Origin of the sequence: Pseudomonas sp. UBA1879, from assembly GCF_002338065.1 — a bacterium.
GTDB lineage: Bacteria > Pseudomonadota > Gammaproteobacteria > Pseudomonadales > Pseudomonadaceae > Aquipseudomonas.
In genome coordinates, this window is the sequence record NZ_DDHJ01000015.1 from 111705 (window position 1) to 136032 (window position 24328).

Genomic DNA, 24328 nt, shown 5'->3' on the forward strand with positions numbered 1-24328 from the left:
TCCCGGTCAGGCCGTCAGCGTGCTGAGGTTGCGCACAATGGCCTGCTGCCCGAGGGCGATCTTGTAGGCGTTGTGGCGGTAAGGTTTGGCCCCGTTCAAGGCGAGGGCTGCGGCTTTTTCCATGTTCTGCGGGGTCAACGTCGCGCCTTTCAATGCGTGCTCCGCTTCCAGGGCGCGCCAAGGCTTGGTGCCGACGCCCCCCATCGCAATGCGCGCGTCGCGCACGGTGTTGCCGTCCATCACCAGAATCACTGCGCTGGAGGCCAGAGCGAACTGGTATGAGGCGCGATCGCGCAGCTTGAGGTAGCCAGACTTGCTGTTGGCCAGCGGCGCATCGAGCACCACGTGGGTGATCAGCTCATCGTCCTGCAAGGCGTGTTCTTTCCACGGCGTCGAGCCGGGCAACAAATGGAAGTCGAGGAAATCGATGCTGCGCGGGCCTTTCGCTCCCTGCACCAGGACCTTGGCGCCAATGGCGGCCATGGCCACGCACATGTCCGAGGGATGGGTTGCGATGCATTGATCGCTGGTGCCCAGCACGGCATGCACGCTGCGATTGTGGCCGTCGATGGCGGCGCACCCTGAACCGGGCTCGCGTTTGTTGCAGGGTGAATAGCCGTCGCGGAAGTAGTTGCAGCGGACCCGCTGCATGACATTGCCCGCGGTGGTGGCTTTGTTGCGTAACTGGGTGGTCGCGCCCGACAGCAACGCCTGGGACAGCACCGGGTAATGCTCGACGATGTGCGGATGGTGGGCGAGGGCGGTGTTGGTCACCAACGCGCCGATGCGCACGCTGCCGTCCTTTTGTACCTCGATCTGCTTGAGAGCGAGGTGATTGACATCGATGACCTGATCGGCGGGCATCACGTCCAGTTTCACCAGATCGAGCAGGGTAGTGCCCCCTGCCAGAAAGAACGCCGTCTGGCTTTTCGAATGGCTGGCGACGGCTTGTTCGACACTGCCAGCGCGCACGTAATCGAAGGCTCTCATCAGGTCACCTCCTGCAACTTGATCCGCGCGCTCTGGATGGCGGCGAGGATGTTTTTGTAGGCGCCACAGCGGCAGATGTTGCCGCTCATGGCTTCGCGGACGCTGTGGTCGTCGCTGCCAATGTTCTTGTCCTGCAATATCGCGACGGCGCTCATGATCTGGCCGCTGGTGCAATAGCCGCACTGATAGGCATCGTGTTCCCAGAAGGCTTCTTGCACGGGGTGCAATTTGCCATTCTTCGCCAGGCCTTCGACAGTGGTGATGTCATCGCCTTCGTGCATGGCCGCCAGCGACAGGCACGAATTGATGGCCGTGCCATTGGCGTGAACGGTGCAGGCGCCGCACTGGCCGTGGTCACAGCCCTTTTTGGTGCCGGTCAGGTGCAGGCGATCACGCAGTACGTCCAGCAGCGCGGCGTTGGCCGGCAGATTAAGGGTATGGGTCTGGCCATTGACCTTGAGGGTCATGCGCCGTTCGTCCTTGGCGGGCGGGTCGCTGTCGTCCTGCACCGCGGCCTGCGCTTCCAGCGCTTGGGTCCAGATCGGCGCGGTGGCGGCCGCAAGACTCGACACGCCGATGGATTTGAGAAAGTTTCGTCGCGAGGGCACGGTAAACGCCGTGAGATCGGAGGGTTCGGTTTTATCAGGCTGATCGGTCATGAAAAGGGTTCCTCGTCAGCATGGAAGCGAGCCAGGCGCCGACGGTGGGCGGTGCGCAGGCGTTTGCGGCAGGGGTGTCAAGCCACCCACGATAATCAAACTCGAGCGTGTGCATTCACTTGAAAAGGTACCTGCACTGTTGAGCTTTTTTCTTCAATCCCGTCACGTGCTCATGGCCCAAGGGGCGTTGACGTTATTGAGGGAAGGGTGACGCAGGCAAACCACGTCAGCGCAGCTCCAGAAGCAGTGACCATGCGCTCGACAATTGGTTGCGAAGAACTGAGCGAGTCAGGCCCAAGGGTTGTCGATAGGCTCGTTGCCGGACCCTGGATCGTGGCGCTCGACGTGCAGGGAATCGTTTGTCGGTAGGGGCATTGGCGGCACCGCGGGACGCGTGGGTCATGTCGGGTCTTGGCCGTCGAAGGATCCGACCCGCGAGTGCGAAAAATCCTTCATTTCACGGAAGACCTGCCGATACAGCATCAAGAGTCAGGCAGCTGTCACGTGAAATGTCGTGAAATCCTCATTTTTTCGTCGTTTATAGACAGTTGGAACGAATATGGCGCTTGCATCCCTCCGTCCGACGCCATGAAGATAGCCCAGTCCCACGCTGGCAATGGAGCGCCTATGAATTCCCACGTCTCGAATCCTGCTCAGTGCTTCATGGCGACCCGGGATATGGCGTATCAGGCCGATGAAGGTCCGGAACATGCCGCCTCGATGATCGACGACACCTCCCTTGAATCACTGCTCAAATCCGCAACCGCCGCTGTGCCGACACTCAGTTGGGCGGCCTACCGCGCGAACCGTCATATGCACCTGCTGGGACAGGGCGACCCGGCGACCGAATGGCCTCAGCTGATTCCTCGGGAAGGCTTCGATGCGTTCTGTCGCGATCATGGTTTGCATCGCTGGGTCACGGGGCACGGCGAGAGTCCGTTGGGTTGGCTGCTGACGCCCGAGCACGAGTCGAGCAATCCGTTTCTCCTGGCGCTGGCCGGCCAATTGGGGCTGCGCCTGCAGACCGATGCCCTGACCCGCGCCCAGGCCACTCAGCGGGTGCTGTACGAAATCACCTACCTGGCCAGTTCCACACGCGATCGTTCGGCGTTTCTGCAGGGCGTGCATCGGCAGCTTTCGACCCTGATCGACGCTGAAAACTTTTACCTGGCGCTGTACGAAAGTCACAGTGGCAAGGTCACTTACCCCTATTACATCGACATCACCGATGTGGACGCGCTGGAGGCCGAGACCCAGGAGTTCATCGACCCCGAGCGGCTGTCCATGACCGGTTACGTATTGACCACCGAGCAGCCGCTGTTCGTGGACGCGGCCGGGATTGAACAGGCTCAGGCGCAAGAGCGGTTTTACTGCGTGGGCCATCGACCTGAATTCTGGATGGGCGCGCCACTGAAAAATGCTTCCGACGAGGTGTTCGGCATGCTGGCGATGCAGGTCTATGACGTGTCCCGGGTTTACAGCGTCGAGGATCAGGAGCTGTTTCTGGTGGTCGCCCGGCACGTTGCCATGGCGCTGGACCGCATCCTGCACCGTGCTCACCTCGAAGAAACCGTGGTGCGCCGCACGCTGGAGTTGTCGCGGCTCAACGATGCGCTGCGAAACGAAGTGGCCGATCGCGAGCGCGCCGAACATCTGCAGAGTGCGCTGTTCCAGATCACCGAATTGTCCAGCCAGCCCGGCGACATGACCGACCTGTTCAAAAGCCTGCACGGCATTGTCGGCGAGCTGCTGTTTGCCCTGAACTTCTACATCGCGCTGTACGACGACGCCACGGACGAAGTGACCTTCCCGTACTACGTCGACGAGCGTCTGGTACGCCGCCCTGATCCCCGTCGGGGCGAGCGCGGCTTCACTGAATACGTGATTCGCCAGCGAAGACCCTGCCTGATCGACAGCGCCGAAGCCAGGCGCCTGGAGGGCAGCGGCGAAATCACTATCCAGAACGAGATCAATCGCTCCTGCTCCTGGCTCGGCATCCCGCTGTTCGAGGGCGATACGGTGCGCGGCGTGCTGGCGGTGCAGAGCTATTCGCCCCACGTCAGCTATTCGCTGCGCGATCAGGACCTGCTGACTTTCGTGTCGCGGCACATTGACACCGCGTTGTCCCGTCGCAGCGCCGCTGAAGCCATTCACACCGCCAACTTGCGCCTTGAAGCCAGGGTGCAGGACCGCACGCGGGAGTTGGATTACGCCAACGCCAAGTTGCAGCACGAAAATGCTCACGACTCCCTGACCGGATTGCCCAATCGCAGCCATCTGCAACAGCGGCTACAAGTCGCCTGGCAGGCGTTCTGTAACTACGGTCAGGACTTGGCGGTCATGTTCATCGACCTCGACCGCTTCAAAATGGTCAACGACAGCCTGGGTCATCATTCAGGAGACCTGCTGCTGATTCAGGCTGCGGATCGCTTGCGCAGTTGCATGCGCGACAGCGACCTGCTGGCGCGGTTGGGGGGCGACGAGTTTGCGGTGCTGGCCTACGCCGCGCCGCCAGACGTCACGGTGGCTATCGCCGAACGCATCCTGCTGGCGTTTGACGTGCCGTTCTACATTGACGGCCATGCGGTGTTTTCCTCGTGCAGCATCGGGGTGGTGGGTGCTGATTTGCAGTTCCACAAAGAGCCGGCCGACTTGCTGCGCGACGCCGATACGGCGATGTACCGGGTCAAGAATGCCGGGCGTGACAGCTACGCGGTGTTCAACCAGGAAGTGCGGCGCGAGGTGTCCGACCAGATGGAGCAGGAGGGTGCGCTGCGCAACGCGCTCAAGCGCACCGACGAATTGCTGCCGTACTTTCAGCCGATCATCGACGTCGCCACCGGCAAGATCCTGGCCTTGGAAGCGCTGATCCGCTGGCGTCAGGCCGATGGCCGGGTGATCGCCCCGGGCCTGTTTTTGCCTGCGCTGGAAGGATTGCGCCTGATCGGACGGCTGGACTTGTACATGCTGCAACAAGTGGTGGCGATGCTGGCGCAACCGAGCCATGCGCACTGGCCGACCGTGCACGTCAACTGTTCAAGCTACAGCATCAGTCGCCCGGAGTTCGCCGGCGAGGTGCTGGGGCTGCTGGCCCAACACGGCGTGGCGCCTTCACGCATCTGTCTGGAGCTGACAGAGGGCGCGCTGGTGGCAGAACCGGAACTGGCGCGTCAGGCGATGAAGCATCTGGCAGACAACGGCGTTTCCACGGTACTGGATGACTTCGGTGCAGGCTTCTCGTCGCTCAGCTACGTGCACCAGTACCATTTCAGCGGCTTGAAGATCGACAAATCCTTCACCCTTGAGCTGACCACCAGCTCCCGCAGCCGCGCCATCGTGCGGGCCATCGTGCGCATGGCGGAATCGCTGGGGCTGACGGTGGTTGCCGAGGGCGTGGAAGATGCCGATACCCTGCAACTGCTGCGTGAAATGGGGGCAGGGCAGGCGCAGGGGTATTACTTCTCGATGCCGGTGCCACAGGAGAAGCTGGATTTGAGCGGGTTGCTGTGACCCACCGCAGTCGCTGCCGTTGTGCCTCCGATGTCGCCCACAAGACGGGTGGTGTGCCGACGTTTACCGAACGACACAGACCCTGTGGCGGTCCGGCTTGTCGGTGCTGGCTCTGTGATATCGCCACCGTTGGCAAGCCATGCCGATACTACGATGGCGTTCAGATAACCCACGCTTTCCAGCCCAATACGCCCTTGCTAGACTCGCGCTCATGTCCGAATCCGATCCGAATACTCGCCCAGCTCCTCACGACTACGCGTTCTGCCCGGTGATCACCGCGCTGGAGGTGATCGGCGAGCGATGGGTGATTCTCATTCTGCGCGACCTGCTGCGTAATCCCTCGCGACGTTTTCAGGATTTGCAGGACTCGCTCAAGGGGTGCGCCCCGAGCACGCTGTCCACCCGGCTCAAGGCCCTGGAAGCCAATGGTTTGGTCGAGCGTCGTCTGTATGAGCAGCATCCGCCGCGTCTCGAATACCTGCTGACCGCCAAGGGGCGGGAAGTCGGGCCCGTGGTGGCTTCGCTGCGTGACTGGGGTCTGCGTTTGCAGGGTGAATAGCCACCACGCTGAGCGCCCGGAGCGGCTAAGGCCTGCCGATCCCGGCAAGGCAACGCCGACATTGCCGCTTCCTTCGAAACCTCCTACCCCTTGCACCCTGCGCAGGGCGGGCCTTTCCGTAGATGTATCAGCATGTGGCACTGCTTTTGCTGCTGTCGAGGGTGCATCGATAACCTGATAAGGAGGTGAAAGATGATCATTGATAACAGTACGATCCAGCACTTCGTGTCGAAGGCCGTGGCTCACACGCACTACGACACGACGGACAAGGATGCGTATGCCGCTGCGACGCCCAGCGCTTCCGCGCCGGTCGCCGCGCTGGCGAGCATCACCGACAGTTCCACTCAAAGCAGCGCGGATCAGGGCTACAACGAGTCGTTCGCCAAAATGATGGTGAACCTCAAAGCCTCCCTGGCCAATGCCACGGCCGAGGTGTCGGATGACGACAAAGCAGCAGCGGCAGCGGCGTTCGCGGCGACTGGCGACAAACAGATCGCGGCGTCGGACAGCGTCAGCAAAACCGTCGATACCGAAATGGCGGCGGTCGATAACAGCGACACCAGCAACCGTAGCAGTTCTTCGGCCAAGGCCGATTTTCTGGCGTACATGAACCAGACCGATGCCGAGAAGGTGCGTCAGCAGCTGACCGGCGTGAGCAAGGAACAGTACGACAAAATGACGCCGGAGCAACAAGCGGCCGTGGACAAGAAAGTGGCTGACTTGCAGAAACAGAAAACCGAGCTGCAAACCGCTGAGCAAGAGGTCAAAGCCAAGATCGCCATGGCGAAGGCGGAAATGGCCTGAGTCTTGGATGTTGGCGGTGTGGGGCATGAAAGAAGAAGGGGCGGCGGTGATCACCGCTGCCCCTTTTTTTGGATTGAATATTTGTTCCGTCGGGCTTAAAGCCGCGTCAGCTTTTCCAGTGCAGCGTCTGCGAGAAATGACGAGCGACTCTTGATGTTATGGTCACGCACATATCGGTCAATGCGTTGAATTACGAAGCCGGGCAACGTGACGTTGACCTTTTCCGTTTTGCCTAGATAAGGCGCGATATCGATCTCCAGCATCCCCCAGCCCATTCCCGCATAGTCGGGATGATCATGATGCCGTTTTGCGGAGGTCGGCATGGGTACGGGATGGCCTGCGGTCACCTGCTCTTCCAGCATGATATGAGCAACCTCGACGGCGGCGTTGTAAGCCTCCTCGAATGTGTCGCCCGCCGTCACGGCGCCCGGAATGTCCGGAATGTGAATCCCGACAGCAGTGGTTTCGTTGCCCCACTCGATGGCGATGGGATATTGCATAACGTGCTCCTGCGAAAGAATCAGGCCTGTTCTGCTGGGCTGAGCCATGCGCGCCTCCTGATGCTTTTTACGGTTCCTAAGGGCAGATCTTTTTTCGGGTGTGGCACCGCGATGGAATAAGGGCTGCGCGGATGGGTAAACATGTGATGACTTCCACGACTCCGTTGGAACGTCCATCCTGCCGCTTCCAGCTCTGCTATCAGTTCTCTGCTTTTCACCACCCACATCCCTTTGAGGTTCAAGGTTGTCGATGGTCGTCAAGGGGCGATGGTAGATCAAGGAAGAAGATGTATCTAGAGGTATGAATAACCCACACCACTGCAGCCGCTTTTATAGGGCACGCGTTACCCTATGGCGTTAGACGAATGCCAAGAGGCTGGCTCAAGAAACAAAAAAACCGGCGGCGGGCCGGTTTTCTGATCGTGTAGCAGCTGTTCAAACCACCTGATCCCGATACGGCAAATCAGGCCCCTCGCGGGTGCACGTTACAGCTGCAGCCGCCACGGCAAAGTTCAGCATCTCGGTCAGGGTGTCGCGGCTCAACGTCGGCAGACTGGCCGGGGTGTCGAGTCCGCGTTCGGTGAGAAAGGTGATCAGCGCCGCCTGGAAGGTATCGCCAGCGCCGACGGTATCGGCCGTTCTAACGTCCCGGGCCGGAACGGACCAGTGGCCGAGTTCACGGGTGAAGACCGTGGCGCCCTGGCGGCCGCGGGTCATGATCACCAGTTGGCAGTTGTGCTGCAGCCAGCCTTTGGCCACGGTTTCCGCATCGAGATCGGGGTAGAGCAGATGCAGGTCTTCGTCGCTGACCTTGATGAGGTGCGCGTGCTCGGCGAACTTGGCCACTTGGCTGCGCCACAGTTGGATACTCGGGGCCGGGTTCAGGCGCACGTTGGGGTCGAAGGTGATCAGGCGCTTGCCACTTTCGCGCCGCACCAGCGCCAGCAGCGCGTCGGCCACGGGTTGCACGACCAGCGAGAAGGACCCCACATGCAAACCCCGCACGCTGTCGTCCAGATCGGGAAGCTGATCCGCGGTCAGCAGCCGATCAGCACAGCCCTCGCCGCGAAAGCTGTATTGCGGTGAGCCATCGGCGCCCACCGCGACCATTGAAAGCGTGGTAGGGGCGTCGAATGGGATCAGAAAATCATCCCGTACGCCTTCTTTTTCCAGCACCGCCGCCAGGCGTTTGCCGAGATAGTCGGTGGAAATACCGGCGAAGAAACCGGCGTCCACGCCCAATCGGCGCAGGCCGACTGCGACGTTGAAGGGCGAGCCGCCGGCGATGGCCTGGTAGCCGATTTTGTTGAGTTGTGCGCTGTCCGGCTGACTGAAAAAGTCGAACAGTGCTTCGCCACAGACCAGATACATAGGTGCTCCGTTAAGGGCAGTCGTCAGATGCCCTGCAATTGATTGCGGTAGTGCTGATAAACCGTATGGTAAGCGGCCACATGCTCGGGCAACGGCCTCGTTTCGCTGCTGGCGTCCAGACTGACACAGCGTTCGCACAACGCCTGCAACGACTCGCTGCCGCCGCTGACGTGTGAATGGCACCAGGCTGCTTGAATCGCTGCGCCCAAGGCAGCGGCTTCGGTTCCGGTGGTGCAGATGACCGGTGTGTCCATGATGTCGGCGACGATTTGCCGCCAGATCGCGCTCTTCGCACCGCCGCCGATCAGCCGGATATTGGCGCTTTTGATCCCGCTTTCACGCAGCAGGTCCAGCCCGTACCGCAGACCAAATGTCGTGCCTTCGACCACTGCGCGGCACAGGTTGGCCTGGGTCAAATTGGTGCTGTCCAGCCCCAGAATGCTGCCGGTGGCGTGGGGCAGGGCGGGGACCCGCTCGCCGTTGAGGAACGGCAGCATCAGCACCCCTTGGGCACCGATGGGCGACGACGCGATGGCGGCGTTGAACGCGCCGATGTCCAGCGCGAACAGCTCGCGAATGGCGCTGGTGGCGTTGGTCAGGTTCATGGTGCAGATCAGCGGCAGCCAGCCGCCGGACGACGAACAGAAGGTCGCCACCGATGGCTGCGCGCTGACATTGCCTTCGTCGGCAAACGCATACACCGTGCCGGACGAACCCAGGCTCATGGTGATCGAGCCCGGCGCGATGTTACCGGTGCCAATGGCGCCCATCATGTTGTCGCCGCCGCCGCTCGACACGATCGCCTCGGGATTGAGGCCCAGACGTTCGGCGATGGCGGGCAGGATCTTGCCCACAGGTTCGTGGGCTTCCAGTAATGTGGGCAGCGCTTTGACCAAACGGCCCGTCGGGTCGATGTGGTTGAGGATGTCAACGTCCCATTCGCGGGTCCGCACGTTGAAATAGCCGGTGCCGGACGCATCGCCGAATTCGCTGCAGCAGCGCCCGGTCAGCCAGTAATTGAGGAAATCGTGGGGCAGCAAAATCTTGTCGATCTGCTGGAACAGCTCGGGAAACTGTTCTTTGGTCCAGAGCAGCTTCGACACCGTGTACCCCGGGGCGATGGCGATGCCCAGGCGTTCCAGCGACCCGGATTCACCGCCCAGATAATCGAGCAAACGATCATTCTCGGGGGCTGATTCGGTGTCGCACCAGAGCTTCGCGGGACGCAATACGTGGCCCAGCGCGTCGATCATCACCAGGCCGTGCTGTTGGCCGGACACACCAATGCCCTGAATCTCGGCACCGGAAATGCCCGCTTGCGCCAGCGCCGCGGCGGTGGCCTCCTCAAAGGCCGTGAGCCACTCCTGCACATCCTGTTCGCGACGCCCGTTGGCACCGCTGATCATGTGATGCGCCCCTGAGCCTTCGCCCAAGACTTTACCGCTGACTGCATCCAGGACGATGGCCTTGGTGCCTTGGGTACCGCAATCGATGCCGAGAAACATGTTCACCTCATCCTTATCAAGCGCTCAGACGGTTTGTGCCAACAGGTTTTCCAAGGTTTTGCTGACCCCGAGCTGCTTGAGGCTGTTCAGGTTTTTCTCTAACGACGCTACGAACTCAGGGGATTTCGGAATCGCCGCGCCGAAGATTTCCTCGACCTCCAGCAAGCGCTGAGTGATCAGCACGTCGTCGGCCACCAGCGCTTTGCAGAAGTCGGCGCGAGGGTCGACGACCTTGTACTCGACGCCATTTTCGCCCTTGAAATCACCGGTGCTGTTGCCTTGCAGGTACAAGGCCCATGCGGCCACGACCAGCGAAGCGCGGTCCATATTGCCTTGATCGACGATCAAACGGTTGATGGTCGGCACGGTGAATTTCGGAAATTTCGACGAGCCATCCGAACACACGCGTTCCAGCTGGTCGGCAATCGCCTGATTGGAGAAGCGGTCGATCAGCGTCTGCTTGTACTCGGTCAGGTCGATGCCTGGCACGGGCGCCAGCTGCGGCGTGACGTCGAGGTCCATGTAGGTGCGGATGTAGTCGACGAACAGCGGGTCGTTCATGGTCTCGTGAACGAAGCGATAGCCCTTCAGCGCGCCGAGGTAGGTCAGCGCCAGGTGACTGCCGTTCAGCAGCTTGATCTTCATCTCTTCGTACGGCGTGACGTCGTCGGTGAACTGCACGCCGACTTTTTCCCAGGCCGGGCGGCCGTTGACGAACTTGTCTTCCAGCACCCATTGCACGAACGGCTCGCAAACCACCGGCCAGGCGTCGTCGATGCCTTTGGCGTCATGCAGTTGCAGGCGGTGGGCGGTGCTGGTCATCGGTGTGATGCGATCGACCATGGCGTTGGGGAAGCTGACGTTTTCGGCGATCCAGTCGTGCAACTCGGCATCGCGCAGTCGAGCGAACGCCAGCAGCGCCTTGCGGGTCACGGCGCCGTTGTGGGGCAGGTTATCGCAGGACATCAGGGTGAATGCCGGGGTGCCTTCTGCGCGGCGTTTCGCCAGCGCGGCACACAGGTAGCCGAACACGGTTTTCGGCGTGGCCGGGTGCTGCAGGTCGTGTTGAATCTGCGGCAAGTGGCTCATGAACTCACCGGTGCTGTCGTCGATGCAGTAGCCGCCCTCGGTGATGGTCAGCGAGACGATGCGAATCTCGGGGCTGGCGAGCTTGTCGATCAGCGCGAGGTCGTTGTCGGTGGACATCAGCATCTGGCTCATGGCGCCGATGATGCGGGTCTCGGTGTCCGGGGTGTCGCCCAGCTCAAACAGGGTGTAGAGAAAATCCTGGCCCTTGAGCGCCTCGAAGTTGGCGCGGTCTTCTTCCCGCAGGCTGACGCCGCAGACGGCCCAGTCCAGGCCTTCGCCTTTGTTCATGAGTGCATCGGTGTAGAACGCCTGGTGCGCACGGTGAAAGCCGCCAACGCCAATGTGGGCGATGCCCTGGCGGCGGTCTTCGAGGGCATAGGAGGGCAGGTTGATGCCTGCTCCCAGGTTCGACAGGTTCTGTTTGTTCAGTTTCATGACTGCATTCCCGATTCTGTGAGGGCCGCCGTTCAGGCAGCGGCGTGCAAGGCTTTGCGGATGACCTGGCCCTGTGCATCGAACAGGTGGCAGTGGGCGCTGTCCAGGTGCAGGTTGAGGGTTTCGCCGTACTGGCTGGCCAGGTCGCCGCGAATGCGCATGGTCAGCGCTTCGCCGGATTGCGTGCGTACGTGGCAATAGGTGTCGCTGCCCAGGCGTTCGCTGACGTCAGCGACCACCTGCAGTTGGCAGTCGCCTGCGTTGGCCAGCTCCAGATGCTCCGGGCGAATGCCCAGGGTCACGGCATCGCCGACGCTTTGCTGCGCGTTGGTGAACGGCAGACTGATGGTGGTCCCGGCGTCCAGCGTGACATCGCAGCCGCTGGCGTCGACGCGGCTGACCTTGCCCTTGAGGAAGCCCATTTTCGGTGTGCCGAGGAAGCCTGCCACGAACAGGTTGGCCGGGTGGTGATACAGCTCAAGGGGCGAGCCCACCTGTTCCACACGCCCGCCGTTCAACACCACCACCTTGTCGGCCAGGGTCATCGCTTCGACCTGATCGTGGGTCACGTAAATCATGGTCGCTTCCAGCTCTTTGTGCAGGCGCGACAGCTCCAGACGGGTCTGCACCCGCAGGGCAGCGTCGAGGTTGGACAGTGGCTCGTCGAACAGAAAGATCTTCGGGTTGCGCACGATGGCACGGCCGATGGCGACGCGCTGGCGCTGACCGCCCGACAGCTGCTTGGGTTTACGTTCCAGCAGCGGGCCGAGTTCCAGAATGCGCGCGGCTTCGGCGACTTTCTTCTCGACCTCGGCTTTCGGCGTGCCGGCCAGGTCGAGGGCGAACGAGAGGTTTTTGCCCACAGTCATGTGCGGGTACAGGGCGTACGTCTGGAACACCATCGCCAGGTCGCGCTTGGCCGGGGTGACTTGGGTGATCTCGCGGCCATCGAGTTCGATGCTGCCGCTGGTGACGTCTTCCAGACCGGCGATCAGGCGCAGCAGTGTGGATTTGCCGCAACCCGACGGGCCGACGAAGACCACGAACTCGCGGTCTTTGACGTCCAGGTCGATGCCTTTGATGATCTGGTGGCCGTCGAAGCCTTTTTGCAGATTTCTGATTGTCAGGTTAGCCATGTGGGGCTCCAGTTTTATTCTTCAAATTCATCAGTTGTAGGAGTGAGCTTGCTCGCGATTGCGTGATGTCAGGCGATACATTCGTTTCAGATATACCGCGATCGCGAGCAAGCTCACTCCTACAGGGGTCTTGTTACTTGACTGCACCAAACGACAGGCCACGCACCAGCTGTTTCTGGCTGATCCAGCCGAAGATCAGGATTGGCGCGCACGCCAGGGTCGACACGGCCGACAACTTGGCCCAGAACAGGCCTTCGGGGCTTGAATACGAGGCGATCAGCGCGGTCAGCGGGGCGGCGTTGGACGAGGTCAGGTTCAGCGACCAGAACGCTTCGTTCCAGCACAGGATCAGCGACAGCAGTGCGGTCGAAGCCAGCCCGCCTTTGCAGATCGGGATCAGCACCTTGAAGATTTCCTGGCGCGTGGTCGCACCGTCCAGCCGCGAGGCTTCGAGGATTTCGCCCGGGATGTCCTTGAAATAGGTGTAAATCATCCAGACCACGATCGGCAGGTTGATCAGGGTGTAGATCGCGATCAGGGCGAGACGCGAATCCAGCAAGCCAAACGTCTTGGCCAGCAGGTAGATCGGCATCAGCACGCCCACCGGCGGCAGCATTTTGGTGGAGAGCATCCACAGCAGCGTGCCCTTGGTGCGTTTGGTCTCGAAGAACGCCATGGAATATGCGGCCGGCACCGAAATCAACAGGCACAGGATCGTCGCGCTGAAGGAAATCAGGATCGAGTTCCAGGCGAAGTGGAAGTAGTCGCTGCGCTCCTGAATGTGCAGGTAGTTTTCCAGCGTCGGCGTAAAAATGAACTGCGGCGGCGTGGCGAACGCGTCGATTTCGGTCTTGAAGCTGGTCAGCACCATCCAGAAGATCGGGAAGAATATCAGCGCCGCAATCACCCACGACAGGGTGCCGAGCAGCACGCTTTGCAGGCGACGGGATTGTTTGAGCGTCATCATGACCTTGCCCTCAAGACTTGTCGGTGAGGTTTTTGCCGATCATCCGGATCAGGATGATGGCGGCAATGTTGGCGATGACCACGGCAATCAAGCCGCCCGCCGATGCCATTCCCACGTCGAATTGCAACAGCGCCTGGTTGTAGATCAGGTACGCCAGGTTGGTCGATGCGAAGCCCGGACCGCCGTTGGTGGTGGTGAAGATTTCCGCGAACACCGACAGCAGGAAGATGGTTTCGATCATCACCACCACGGCAATCGGACGCGCCAGGTGGGGCAGGGTCAGGTGCCAGAAGATCGCGATGGGACCTGCGCCGTCGAGCCGCGCGGCTTCTTTCTGTTCCTGGTCCAGCGACTGCATGGCGGTCATCAGGATCAGGATCGCGAAGGGCAGCCATTGCCACGAGACGATGATAATGATCGACAGCATCGGGTAATTGGCCAGCCAGTCGATGGGCTGGGCGCCGAACAGCTTCCAGACGGAGGCGAGGATGCCCGAGACCGGGTGGAAAATCAGGTTCTTCCAGATCAGCGCGCTGACCGTGGGCATGATGAAGAACGGCGAAATCAGCAACACCCGGACGATGCCGCGGCCCAGGAACTCGGTCGCCTCCAGCAGGGCGGAAATCAGCACACCGAGGATCACGCTGATCGCCAGTACAGAGCCCACCAGCAGCAGGGTATTCATCGCGCCGGGAAAGAAGCCGGAGTCCGTGACGAAGTATTCGAAGTTCTCAAGGCCGACGAATTCGTTCTCGCCAGGGTTGAGCAGGTTGTAGCGAATCAGCGAGAAATAGATGGTCATGCCCAACGGGACGATCATCCAGACCAGCAGCAACAGCACCGAAGGGCTGACCAGAAACCAGCCAGGCTTGGTCACGCTGCCTTTCTGTTGGTCTTTATCGCCGGCCGTGGCCGTGCGAGGGGGGAGGGTTGAGGTGTTCATGATGACTCCGAACCGGGGCTAACGCAGTGAACGTGGCAGCAGCGACAGGGCGTCGACTGCTGCCTTGAAACAGAGGGGATCAGCCTTTTTTCGGGTAACCCGCACGCTTCATGTCACGCTCGGTGGCGCTTTGTGCCTGAGTCAGCGCAGCGTCCACCGTGGTCGAGCCCACCAATGCAGCGGAGAACTGTTGACCGACGTTGGTCCCGATCTGCTGGAACTCGGGAATGGTCACCAACTGAATGCCCACGTACGGCACCGGCTTGAGGGTCGGTGCTTTCGGCGTCACGGCCTTAAGGGATTCGAGGGTGATGTTGGCGAATGGCGCCGCCTTTTTGTACTCGTCGGTGTAGGTCGATGCGCGAGTCCCCGGTGGCACGTTGGACACGCCGTCGGTTTTGGCGACCAAGGCGGCGTACTCTTTCGAGGTTGCCCACTCGGTGAACGCGCGAGCGTCCTTGTCGTTCTTGGCGCTGGTCGGAATCGCCAGGGCCCACGAGTACAGCCAGGCCGAGCCTTTGTCGGTGACTTCGTGCGGCGCGTAAGTGAAGCCAACGCTGTCGGCGACCTTGCTCTGGGATTTGTCGGTCACGAAAGAACCGGCGACGCTGGCGTCGACCCAGATGGCGCACTTGCCGCTGTTGAACAGCGCCAGGTTTTCGTTGAAGCCGTTGCTGGAGGCGCCGGGAGGGCCGTCCTTTTTCATCACGTTGACGTAGAAATTCAGCGCGTTCTTCCACTCTGGCTGGTCGAACTGCGGTTTCCAATGCTCATCGAACCAGCGTGCGCCGAACGAGTTGGCGACGGTGCTGATCAGCGCCATGTTCTCGCCCCAGCCGGCCTTGCCACGCAGGCAGATGCCGTACTGCTCTTTCGATTTGTCGGTGAGTTTGTCGGCGAATTCGGAAATCTGGGTCCAGGTCGGACGTTCCGGCATGGTCAGACCGGCGGCCTGAAACAGGTCTTTGCGGTAGTAGGTGATCGAGCTTTCGGCGTAGAACGGCAGGGCAAACAGCTTGCCGTCTACGGACAGGCCGTCACGTACCGAAGGGAAGACGTCGTCCAGCGCATAGGATGCGGGCAGGTCGTTCATTTCCTTCAGCCAGCCCTTGGCGCCCCAGAGTGACGCTTCGTACATGCCGATGGTCAACACGTCGAACTGGCCGCCCTTGGTGGCGATGTCCGTGGTCAGGCGCTGACGCAGCACGTTCTCTTCGAGGACGACCCATTTGAGCTTGATGTCGGGATGTTGTTCTTCGAAGGTCTTGGACAACCGCTGCATGCGGATCATGTCGCTGTTGTTGACGGTGGCGATGGTTACATCGCCCGCTGAAGCACTGTTGCAGAGGGTGAAACCGAGAGTGAGACAGGTGCCAGCCAGCAGAACTTTTGCAGAGGTCTTCATGTATCTCTCCTCTTCTGCGCCCAATGAACGACAGAAGCCTGGTTATTGTTTTTGTTCCTTCCGGAGTCTGGAGGAAGTCAGTGGATTACAACGGTCCGCACGGGCAATGACAAATCCTGCCGCACACTTGAACTGATACTTTCTTGCACTGGGAGTTCAGACGCCGAGACCCCCAAACGGCGTTTGGGCATGGCGCGGCGCAGTTCCAGCGTAGTTGACGGGGGCGGATGCGTAGCGAATCAGTACAGGTTTTGTTCGGTCAGGCGTTGCACGGCCAGCCGCCGATAGTGCGACGGCGTCATGCCTTTAAGCTGCTGGAAGCGCCGGTTGAAATTGGAAATGTTGTTGAAACCGGACTCGAAACACACGTCAGTCACCGGTTTGTCGCCATCGGCCAGCAGCTCGCAGGATTTGCTGATACGCAGCCGATTGACGAATTCGACGAACGTCCGGCCAGTGGCTTGCTTGAACACGCGAGAAAAATACGTGGGCTTCATTCCCAGATAGTCCGCCACTTCTTCGAGGGTCAACTCCCGCGCGTAGTGGGTGAAGATATAGTCCACTGCCTTGTTGGTGCGCTCGACCGCATGATCATCCGACAGCTGCGACGCCCTCGTCCCCGACAGCAGCTGAAAATCATCACTGGCGGCCAACAGTTCCAACAGAATGAAGAAATGCCCCAAGCGGGTCATGCCATTGGAATCGGCGATCTTTTGCATCAGCTTCATCGCCTGGCGGATCGTGCGCTTGTCGCGAAACTCGATCCCGTACTGTGCCCGCTCCAGCAAGGGGGTCAGCGTCTTCAATTCGGCGAACACCTGATTGCCGCTCTCCAGCAGCTCTTCCGTGAAATTCACCAGCATGTCGCGCTTGGGCACCACCTCGTCTTCCTCGACCTGGCTGATCCAGTTGTGTGGCAGGTTGGGGCCGGTAAGAAACAGCGTGCCAGGGTAGAAATTGCCGATGTAATCCCCGACGAACACCTTGCCCGAGCTGGCGACGATCAGGTGCAGCTCGTACTCCTTGTGAAAATGCCAGCGCACCAGCGGGCACGGAAAACCATGCTCGCGATAAATGATCGACAGGCCATTGTGATCGTCCATCAACTCATAGGACGGGTCGGTGACTTTTGTTGTTTTGGTCATGCGGGTGCCGGGTGTAGGGGGCTGCGTGGGGTTAATGTGCACTATTTACCGAGCGGAATACAGCGGCGCTCCTCAAACGAAGACGACCTCCACCCGACCTTCCTTGCGTGAGCGAGGGGCCGCCTTCACTACGATCTGCACGTCACGACCAAGGCGCGCCAGGCAGTCGATCATCTTGGTTTCGCTGATGCCGCGAAATTTTCCTCTTAGCATTTCCGACACCTTCGGTTGTGGCATGCCCAGGATTTCTGCGGCCTGAGCCTGGGTCAGGTGACGCGCTTTGAGAATGCTGCCGATTTTCGCTGCCAGCTGCGCCTTGACCAGCATTTCCCCCGCATCCGGGAGGCCAACGTCGGCATAGACGTTGCCGCTGCCATGCTCGATTTCAGTCATGTTTCATTCCTTTCCAATGGGATTCTGCGGCCATGAGCCGAGCCTTGATCATGTCGATGTCAGGCTGTGGTGTCTGGATGCCCCGATTCGATTTTTTCTGGAAACAGTGCAGCACATACACCGCCTCGCCGAACCGTAAGGTGTAGACCGCCCTGTACGTGTTTCCATAGCAGTCCTCGACCACCTCCAATACGCCGGCATGACCGAAACCTTTCAGCGGTTTTGCATTCGAGTGCCTGTTTCCGGTTTGCGCGAGATACAGCGCATAACCAAAAGTGTCCTGAACGTCCGCGGGCATGTTGATGAGGTCCTTTCTACTGCTAGCCACCCAGAAAAGTGGCTTTTCAAGTCCGTGAGACATGGCCGAAATTATACCTATATGGGTATCAAGTCAAACTGTCGCCTTTGCAACGACAGACCAGGCCAGTCACTATCCTGACCCACGGCCTTTGGCGCCAACCTGGAACGGTTACCCCATGAAAAAAATCCTCGTCATCGGCATCGGCGCGGGCAACCCCGAGCACATCACCATTCAGGCGATCAAGGCGTTGAATCGGGCGATGGTGTTTTTCATCCTCGACAAGGGGTATGCCGATGATGAGTTGTTGCGCCTGCGGCGGGAGATTTGCGAGCGGTATATCGAAGGTGATGGGTATCGCCTGGTGCAGGTGCAGGACCCTCGCCGTGAGGAGGATCCGGCTTCCTATCAGCACGGCATCGAACACTGGCACGAGCAGCGGGCGGCGTTGTGGGAGCGCTTGATCACCGAGGAACTGAAGCCGGACGAAACGGGCGGGTTCCTGGTGTGGGGCGATCCGGCGCTGTACGACAGCACGCTGCGGATTCTCGAACGAATCCTGTCGCGGGGGAACGAGGCGTTCGAGTATGAGGTGATTCCAGGCATCACCAGTGTTCAGGCTTTGGCAGCGCAGCATCGAATTGCCTTGAACCGCATTGGCGAACCGATTCGAATCACCACCGGGCGCAGGCTGGCTCAGGAGGAGGGGGGCGACATCGACAACGTCGTGGTGATGCTGGACGCGCAGTGCGCGTTCGAACGGTTTGCCTCGCACGACCTGCACATTTATTGGGGCGCGTACTTGGGGACTGAGGATGAGGTGCTGATTTCAGGGCCGTTGAAAGACGTGAGCGAGCGGATCAAACAGGCCCGGGAAGCGGCGAGGGCGAGGAAGGGGTGGATCATGGACACCTACCTGTTGCGGCGGGATTTAGGGTGAGCGGCTCGGCGCGGGCCGGGATGGATAGTCTGGCTTGGACTGTGGGAGCCGGTTTGCTGGCGAATATGGTGCTTCAGACAACATTGAAGTGTCTGGTGTGACGCATTCGCCTGCAAGCCCGCTGCCACGGGATGTATTCATTCGGAAATCGCCTGCCGTATGCGTAATTGTGTAGAAGGGCGCGGTAGCAAGCCGGGCAGGCGCTTCAGTCTTTCCGATTCTTCGCCTCGATCCACTGCGACATGTATTGCGTGCTTTTGTGCTGGTGGTGCCGAAGCATGGCGCCGGTGAAATTCGCGGCCCGGTGGGCTGGCAAATCTTCGAGTAACTGCCGAATACGCTCAACCAGCGTTTTGCAGTGCACCTCGAAGCGAAAGCGTTCAGCCAGTATGTGCCATCCCGCCGTTTGGGCGTCTTGCCAGGCCACCTGATCGGTGTACAGCCGAACTGCCTCATCTGCCAGGGCCTGAGCATTACCCGCCACTGCGCCGGGAAACGGCAGGTCGCCCTGCATGCCCTCGGCACCGATCGGCGTGGTGACCGTTGGGGTGCCGCAGGCCATGGCGTCCATCACTTTGCCTTTGATGCCCGCACCGAAGCGCAATGGCGCCAGGGAGACCCGCGCGGCCGACATCACTTCCAGCGCATCCTCGGCCCAATCTTTAATGTGAAAGCCCTGGGCCGCATTATGCAGCGCTGTCGCCTTGGGCGGCGTGTAAGCGCCATAGACGTGCAGCTGCGCCGTCGGCAACTGCTGGCGGATCAGCGGCCAGAGGGTGTTCTTCAACCACAGCACGGCATCCCAGTTGGGCGCATGGCGGAAATTGCCGATGGTGAGAAAGTGCTGACGCTGGTCAAAGCCCCGACCGTGGGCAGGTGGGTCGCGCAGCATCAGTGGGCAGAGATGCAGCAATTCGGCAGGCACCCGAAAATACCGGGTCAGCAGATCGAGCTCGACGTCGGACACCAGCAGATTCAGGTCGCAGCGATAGAACGAGGCGATTTCCCGCTGAGCCAGGTCGGTCACGGCCATCCGCCTGAACATCTCTGCATCGGGGGCAGCGAACAGGGCATCCGAACAATCCCTACCCGCTTTTACGACGTCTTTGAGCAACTGCTGCCGGGCCTGCCGCAAACTTTGCAGGTCGCAGGTTTCCAGCACCCGCAGGGCGTCTGGCGCATGTTTCTCGACCCGCCAGCCGAATTGCTCCTCCATCAAAAACTGATCGAACAGCACCACGTCCGGCTGAAGCTCAGCGACAAACGTGTCGAAGCGGCTGTCGTTCACGGCAATGGCGACTTCGTCGATGCCCAGGCGGGTCAGATCGGCGCGTCGCTCGCCCTCGGTGGCCGCGCTGGCGAACGTGATGCGCCAGCCCTGTTCGAGAAAGCAGTCGATCAATTGCATGACATGGCCGCTGGCGGCCGAAGAGCGTGGCTCCGGCCACACATAACCGATGATCAGGACATGCAAATCGGGTGCGGCCAGAGCAGAACGATCACTTGCCAAGGATGCCGTTCACCTTGTCCCGCAACTGATCGATGGAAAACGGCTTGCCGATCGAATGCATGCCTGCGGGCACGTCAATGTTCTCGGCGTAGCCGCTGGCGAACAGGATCGGCAACGTCGAGCGCAGCACCGCCGCCTGCTTCGCCAGATCGATGCCGTCCATGTCCGGGAGGCCCTTGTCGGTCATCATCAGATCGATGACCTGCGTCTCGTCCTGCAGGAAGGTCAACGCCTCGCCGCCATCGGCCGCTTCGAGCACGGTGTAGTCGAGCTCTTCGAGAACGTCGACGATCAACATCCGGACGATGCTGTCATCTTCAACCACCAGGATCGTGCTGGTTGGGTGGGGCATAAAATTTCCTTCGAAATGGCAAAAGACGGAACGAGCGACTTCCGCCCGATCTGCTGAAAAATAAAGCCAGCGATTGTGACAAGTTCCGCGCCGCAAAACGACAATCCAATTGAGTGTGATAGCGCGAGGCAGTCACTCGAACGTATAGTACGCCGACTTTTACTCCCTGACCAAAGTCAGAAAATTCAGTCGTGTATGTCAGAAACTGGAGTCTTTTTCTGAACATTGCGGCAAACTCCGTTGTTTAGCCGAATATGTCCTGGGCCCTTGCGATGATCCACACCTCTGCTGTCGATGAGCAACGTTTCCGCAAACTCCTGAGCCGCAATGTCAGCTTGCCCTTGGCGGTCGGCGTTCTCAGTGCCGCTTTCTTCGTGATCCTGATTACCTACCTGCTGTCGGTGATCCAGTGGGTCGAACACACCGACCGGGTGATCAACAACATCAACCGGTCGTTGAAGCTGTCGGTGGACATGGAAACCGGCATGCGCGGCTTCCTGTTGACGGGAGACGAACGCTTCCTGGACCCCTACGAAGTCGCCAAGCCGAGCATCATCGCCGAGCTGAAAGGGCTGGAGGATCTGGTCGCCGACAACCCCGAGCAGGTGGACCGTTTCAAGCGCCTGGCCGCCATGCAGGAATCGTGGAACCAGTTTGCGCAGGAGATGATCGCGCTGCGTCGCAACGGCGGTGATTACGCCACGCCGATCCAGAACCGTCGGGGCAAGCGTCTGGCCGATGAAATTCGCGATCAATACGATCAGGCAGCGAATATCGAACACCAATTGCGTCTGAACCGAAACACCGACGTCACCCACACCACCGTGGTTTCGGTCGCGCTCTACATCGTGTTTATCCTCATCGTCAGCGGCATTCTGGCCTGGGTCGGGCGTCGCGACATGACCGCGCTGTCGTCCACCTACGCGTCCAATCTCAAGGCCCAGCAAGATGACGCCGAACGCCTGGCCCATGTCGCGTGGCTGCGTAACGGGCAAAGCGATCTGGCCGAGCAAGTCATTGGCCAACTGACCCTGAACCTGTTGGGGCGCAATGTCCTGCAGTTCTTTGCGCACTATCTGGGCGCGGTGGTGGCTGCAGTCTACGTGCGTCAGGAACACGGCGGCCTGGTGCGTGTCGCTTCGTATGGTTTTTCCCGCGAACAGGAATTGCAGGAACAGTCGCTCTACAGCGGCGAAGGCGTGGTCGGCAAATCCGCCGAGCAGGACGAAATCATCACGCTTAATGACGTGCCGATGGACTATTTCAAAGTCTCGTCGGGGCTGGGCGACGGCGCGCCGCGCAGTGTGATTGTGGTGCCTACGAGCAACGATGATCAGGTCAACGGCGTGATCGAACTGGGCTTTCTCCGCGAACTGACCCCGCGCGACATCGAGTTCCTCGAACTGGTGGCTGATAACGTCGGCACCTCGATCGAGGCGGCGCGTTATCGTCAGCGTTTGCAGGAGGTCCTGGCCGAGACTCAGCAACTCAACGAAGAGCTGCAAGTGCAACAGGAAGAGCTGCGCACCGCCAACGAAGAACTGGAAGAGCAGTCGCGGATTCTCAAGGAATCCCAGGCCCACCTGGAAACCCAGCAGGCCGAGCTGGAGCAGACCAACGAACAGCTCGCGGAACAGAGCCAAGCGCTGGCCGACCAGCGCGACGCCCTGGACCGCAACAATGAAGAGCTGAATATCGCTCAGATCGAGCTGCAAGCCCGTGCTGACGAGTTGCAGCGTTCAAGCAAATACAAATCCGAATTCCTCGCCAACATGTCCCATGAGCTGCGCACGCCGCTGAACAGTTCGTTGATTCTGGCGAAACTCCTGGCCGAGAACCCGCTGGACAACCTCACCCAGGAGCAGGTGACGTTTGCCGAGTCGATCTATTCCGCTGGCAACGACCTGCTGAACCTGATCAACGACATCCTCGACATCTCCAAGGTCGAGGCCGGCAAACTGGACATGCGCCCGGAAAACAGCAGCGTCAGCCGCCTGGTGGACAGCCTGCGCATGACCTTCCAGCCCGTCGCCGCCGACAAGCAGCTGCAGTTCTCGGTCGAGGTTCAGCCGGGTGCGCCGGTGTCGCTGTACACCGATCGCCAACGTCTGGAACAGATCCTCAAGAACCTGCTGTCCAACGCGATCAAATTCACCGAAACCGGCTCGGTCAGCCTGACCGTGTCCCGTCAGCCCCACGAAGGCATCGTCTTTACCGTGCGCGACACCGGTATCGGCATTGCCCCTGATCAGCAGGAAAGCATCTTCGAGGCCTTCCGTCAGGCCGACGGCACCACCAACCGTCGCTACGGCGGCACGGGGCTGGGCCTGTCGATTTCGCGGGATCTGGCGCGTCTGCTGGGCGGTTCGATCACCGTCACCAGCGAACCGGGACAGGGCAGTATCTTCACGCTAGTGCTGCCAGAAGAGTACGTCGAACAGAACCCGTTCATTGACGCCACCCCCGTGACCGCGCAGGCCGCCCCTGCGCCTGTTCTGGCTCCGCCTGCACCAGCGCCGGCGCCAGCGCCTGTGGCCACCAGGCCGGCGCCTGCCGCCGAAGCCGTGCCACGCTTCGCTGACGACCGCGACAAGGCGCCATTCAGCAAGCGCTGCATTCTGGTCATCGAAGACGAGGTGCGTTTCGCCCATATCCTCTATGACCTGGCGCACGAACTGGGCTACCACTGCCTGGTCGCCCATGCCGCAGACGAAGGCTTCGATCTGGCGTCGAGCTACCTGCCCGATGCGATCTTGCTGGACATGCGCCTGCCGGACCATTCAGGCCTGACGGTATTGCAACGTCTGAAAGAACTGCCGAGCACCCGGCACATCCCGGTTCACGTCATTTCTGTCGAAGACCGCCAGGAAGCCGCGTTGCAAATGGGCGCCATCGGCTATGCGGTCAAGCCGACCACCCGCGAAGAACTCAAGGACGTGTTCGCTCGCCTCGAAGCCAAGCTCACGCAGAAAGTGAAGCGGGTGCTGCTGGTCGAAGATGACGCCCTGCAGCGCGACAGCATCGCCCGCTTGATCGGCGACGATGACATTGAGATCACCGCCGTCGGCTTCGCCCAGGATGCGCTTGAATTGCTGCGCGACAACGCTTACGACTGCATGATCATCGACCTGAAACTCCCGGACATGCTCGGCAATGACCTGCTCAAGCGCATGTCCACCGATGAAATCTGCGCATTCCCGCCGGTCATCGTCTACACCGGCCGCAACCTGACCCGCGACGAAGAAGCTGAGCTGCTGAAGTATTCGCGCACCATCATTATCAAAGGCGCGCGCTCCCCTGAGCGCTTGCTGGACGAGGTCACGCTGTTCCTGCACAAGGTCGAGTCGCAACTGTCGAACGAGCGGCAGAGGATGCTCAAGACCGCCCGCAGCCGCGACCGCGTGTTCGAAGGCCGCCGGATCCTGGTGGTCGACGACGACGTGCGCAACATTTTTGCCCTGACCAGCGCGCTGGAACACAAAGGCGCCATCGTCGAAGTGGGGCGTAATGGTTTAGAGGCGATCGAAAAGCTCAACACCGTCGAGGACATTGATCTGGTGCTGATGGACGTGATGATGCCTGAGATGGATGGTTTCGAAGCGACCACCCAGATCCGCAAAGACCCGCGCTGGCGCAAGCTGCCGATCATCGCCGTGACCGCCAAAGCCATGAAAGACGATCAGGATCGCTGCCTGCAGGCCGGTTCCAACGATTACCTGGCCAAGCCGATCGACCTGGACCGCCTGTTTTCGCTGATCCGTGTGTGGTTGCCGAAAATGGAACGTATCTAAAGGGATCGGATCAATTGACCACGCCC

The 24328-nt window shown here is 60.4% G+C and carries 21 protein-coding genes; 5 read left to right on the forward strand and 16 right to left on the reverse strand.

What is annotated here, in order from left to right; genetic code table 11:
* Nucleotides 1–6: 6 nt before the first annotated feature.
* Nucleotides 7–990, reverse strand: coding sequence for an FAD binding domain-containing protein (locus B3N48_RS15615; protein WP_296185234.1), 984 nt, complete (start codon nt 988–990; stop codon nt 7–9).
* Nucleotides 990–1649, reverse strand: a complete 660-nt coding sequence (locus tag B3N48_RS15620; RefSeq protein ID WP_296185236.1) for a (2Fe-2S)-binding protein — start codon at nt 1647–1649, stop codon at nt 990–992. Before B3N48_RS15620 ends, B3N48_RS15615 begins: the two co-directional genes overlap by 1 nt.
* Before the next feature lie 678 nt (nt 1650–2327).
* Here B3N48_RS15620 and B3N48_RS15625 point away from each other — a divergent pair.
* The 3 genes from B3N48_RS15625 (at nt 2328) to B3N48_RS15635 (ending at nt 6522) form a co-directional block, all read left to right on the forward strand.
* Nucleotides 2328–5159, forward strand: coding sequence for a sensor domain-containing phosphodiesterase (locus B3N48_RS15625; protein ID WP_296186157.1), 2832 nt, complete (start codon nt 2328–2330; stop codon nt 5157–5159).
* 211 nt (nt 5160–5370) lie between these two features.
* A complete protein-coding gene (locus B3N48_RS15630) occupies nt 5371–5718 on the forward strand; it encodes a winged helix-turn-helix transcriptional regulator (protein WP_296185237.1) in 348 nt (115 codons plus the stop codon).
* 192 nt (nt 5719–5910) lie between these two features.
* Nucleotides 5911–6522, forward strand: a complete 612-nt coding sequence (locus tag B3N48_RS15635; RefSeq protein ID WP_296185238.1) for a hypothetical protein — start codon at nt 5911–5913, stop codon at nt 6520–6522.
* A 95-nt stretch (nt 6523–6617) separates the two neighbouring features.
* On the opposite strand, the gene B3N48_RS15640 is transcribed toward B3N48_RS15635, so the two are convergent.
* The 12 genes from B3N48_RS15640 to B3N48_RS15695 form a co-directional block, all read right to left on the reverse strand.
* Nucleotides 6618–7022, reverse strand: coding sequence for a type II toxin-antitoxin system HicB family antitoxin (locus B3N48_RS15640; RefSeq protein WP_296186159.1), 405 nt, complete (start codon nt 7020–7022; stop codon nt 6618–6620).
* A 20-nt stretch (nt 7023–7042) separates the two neighbouring features.
* Nucleotides 7043–7240, reverse strand: coding sequence for a type II toxin-antitoxin system HicA family toxin (locus B3N48_RS15645; protein WP_296185239.1), 198 nt, complete (start codon nt 7238–7240; stop codon nt 7043–7045).
* 217 nt (nt 7241–7457) lie between these two features.
* Nucleotides 7458–8393: a carbohydrate kinase family protein gene (locus B3N48_RS15650; protein WP_296185241.1), complete on the reverse strand. Its 936-nt coding sequence runs from the start codon at nt 8391–8393 to the stop codon at nt 7458–7460.
* 23 nt (nt 8394–8416) lie between these two features.
* The gene (xylB, locus tag B3N48_RS15655; RefSeq protein ID WP_296185242.1) at nt 8417–9898 is read right to left on the reverse strand and encodes a xylulokinase; all 1482 of its coding nucleotides are present in this window, start codon (nt 9896–9898) and stop codon (nt 8417–8419) included.
* A gap of 24 nt (nt 9899–9922) precedes the next feature.
* On the reverse strand, nt 9923–11422 hold the full coding sequence (locus tag B3N48_RS15660; RefSeq protein ID WP_296185244.1) for a mannitol dehydrogenase family protein: 1500 nt from the start codon (nt 11420–11422) through the stop codon (nt 9923–9925).
* Between the two features lie 32 nt (nt 11423–11454).
* Entirely contained in the window at nt 11455–12558 is a 1104-nt protein-coding gene (locus B3N48_RS15665) for an ABC transporter ATP-binding protein (protein ID WP_296185245.1), read from the reverse strand.
* Between the two features lie 133 nt (nt 12559–12691).
* Nucleotides 12692–13525, reverse strand: a complete 834-nt coding sequence (locus B3N48_RS15670; protein ID WP_296185248.1) for a carbohydrate ABC transporter permease — start codon at nt 13523–13525, stop codon at nt 12692–12694.
* A gap of 10 nt (nt 13526–13535) precedes the next feature.
* Nucleotides 13536–14468 (reverse strand): carbohydrate ABC transporter permease, encoded by a 933-nt coding sequence (locus B3N48_RS15675; protein ID WP_296185250.1) that lies wholly within the window; start codon nt 14466–14468, stop codon nt 13536–13538.
* Between the two features lie 79 nt (nt 14469–14547).
* On the reverse strand, nt 14548–15873 hold the full coding sequence (locus B3N48_RS15680; protein WP_296185251.1) for an ABC transporter substrate-binding protein: 1326 nt from the start codon (nt 15871–15873) through the stop codon (nt 14548–14550).
* Nucleotides 15874–16112: 239 nt separating this feature from the next.
* A complete protein-coding gene (locus B3N48_RS15685) occupies nt 16113–17018 on the reverse strand; it encodes an AraC family transcriptional regulator (protein WP_296185252.1) in 906 nt (301 codons plus the stop codon).
* Between the two features lie 72 nt (nt 17019–17090).
* Nucleotides 17091–17411, reverse strand: a complete 321-nt coding sequence (locus B3N48_RS15690; protein WP_296185254.1) for a helix-turn-helix domain-containing protein — start codon at nt 17409–17411, stop codon at nt 17091–17093.
* Nucleotides 17404–17772, reverse strand: a complete 369-nt coding sequence (locus B3N48_RS15695) for a type II toxin-antitoxin system RelE/ParE family toxin (protein ID WP_414704248.1) — start codon at nt 17770–17772, stop codon at nt 17404–17406. The genes B3N48_RS15690 and B3N48_RS15695 overlap by 8 nt, the downstream gene beginning before the upstream one ends.
* A 115-nt stretch (nt 17773–17887) precedes the next feature.
* On the opposite strand from B3N48_RS15695, the gene cobF reads away from it, so the two are divergent.
* A complete protein-coding gene (gene cobF / locus B3N48_RS15700) occupies nt 17888–18649 on the forward strand; it encodes a precorrin-6A synthase (deacetylating) (protein ID WP_296185258.1) in 762 nt (253 codons plus the stop codon).
* 205 nt (nt 18650–18854) lie between these two features.
* On the opposite strand, the gene B3N48_RS15705 is transcribed toward cobF, so the two are convergent.
* Together B3N48_RS15705 and B3N48_RS15710 are read right to left on the reverse strand one after the other, a co-directional pair.
* A complete protein-coding gene (locus B3N48_RS15705) occupies nt 18855–20057 on the reverse strand; it encodes a glycosyltransferase (protein ID WP_296186160.1) in 1203 nt (400 codons plus the stop codon).
* Between the two features lie 91 nt (nt 20058–20148).
* On the reverse strand, nt 20149–20511 hold the full coding sequence (locus B3N48_RS15710; protein ID WP_296185260.1) for a response regulator: 363 nt from the start codon (nt 20509–20511) through the stop codon (nt 20149–20151).
* Nucleotides 20512–20783: 272 nt separating this feature from the next.
* On the opposite strand from B3N48_RS15710, the gene B3N48_RS15715 reads away from it, so the two are divergent.
* Nucleotides 20784–24302 carry a response regulator gene (locus tag B3N48_RS15715; protein WP_296186161.1) on the forward strand — a complete coding sequence of 1173 codons (3519 nt, stop codon included), beginning with the start codon at nt 20784–20786 and terminating at the stop codon, nt 24300–24302.
* Nucleotides 24303–24328 lie beyond the last annotated feature (26 nt).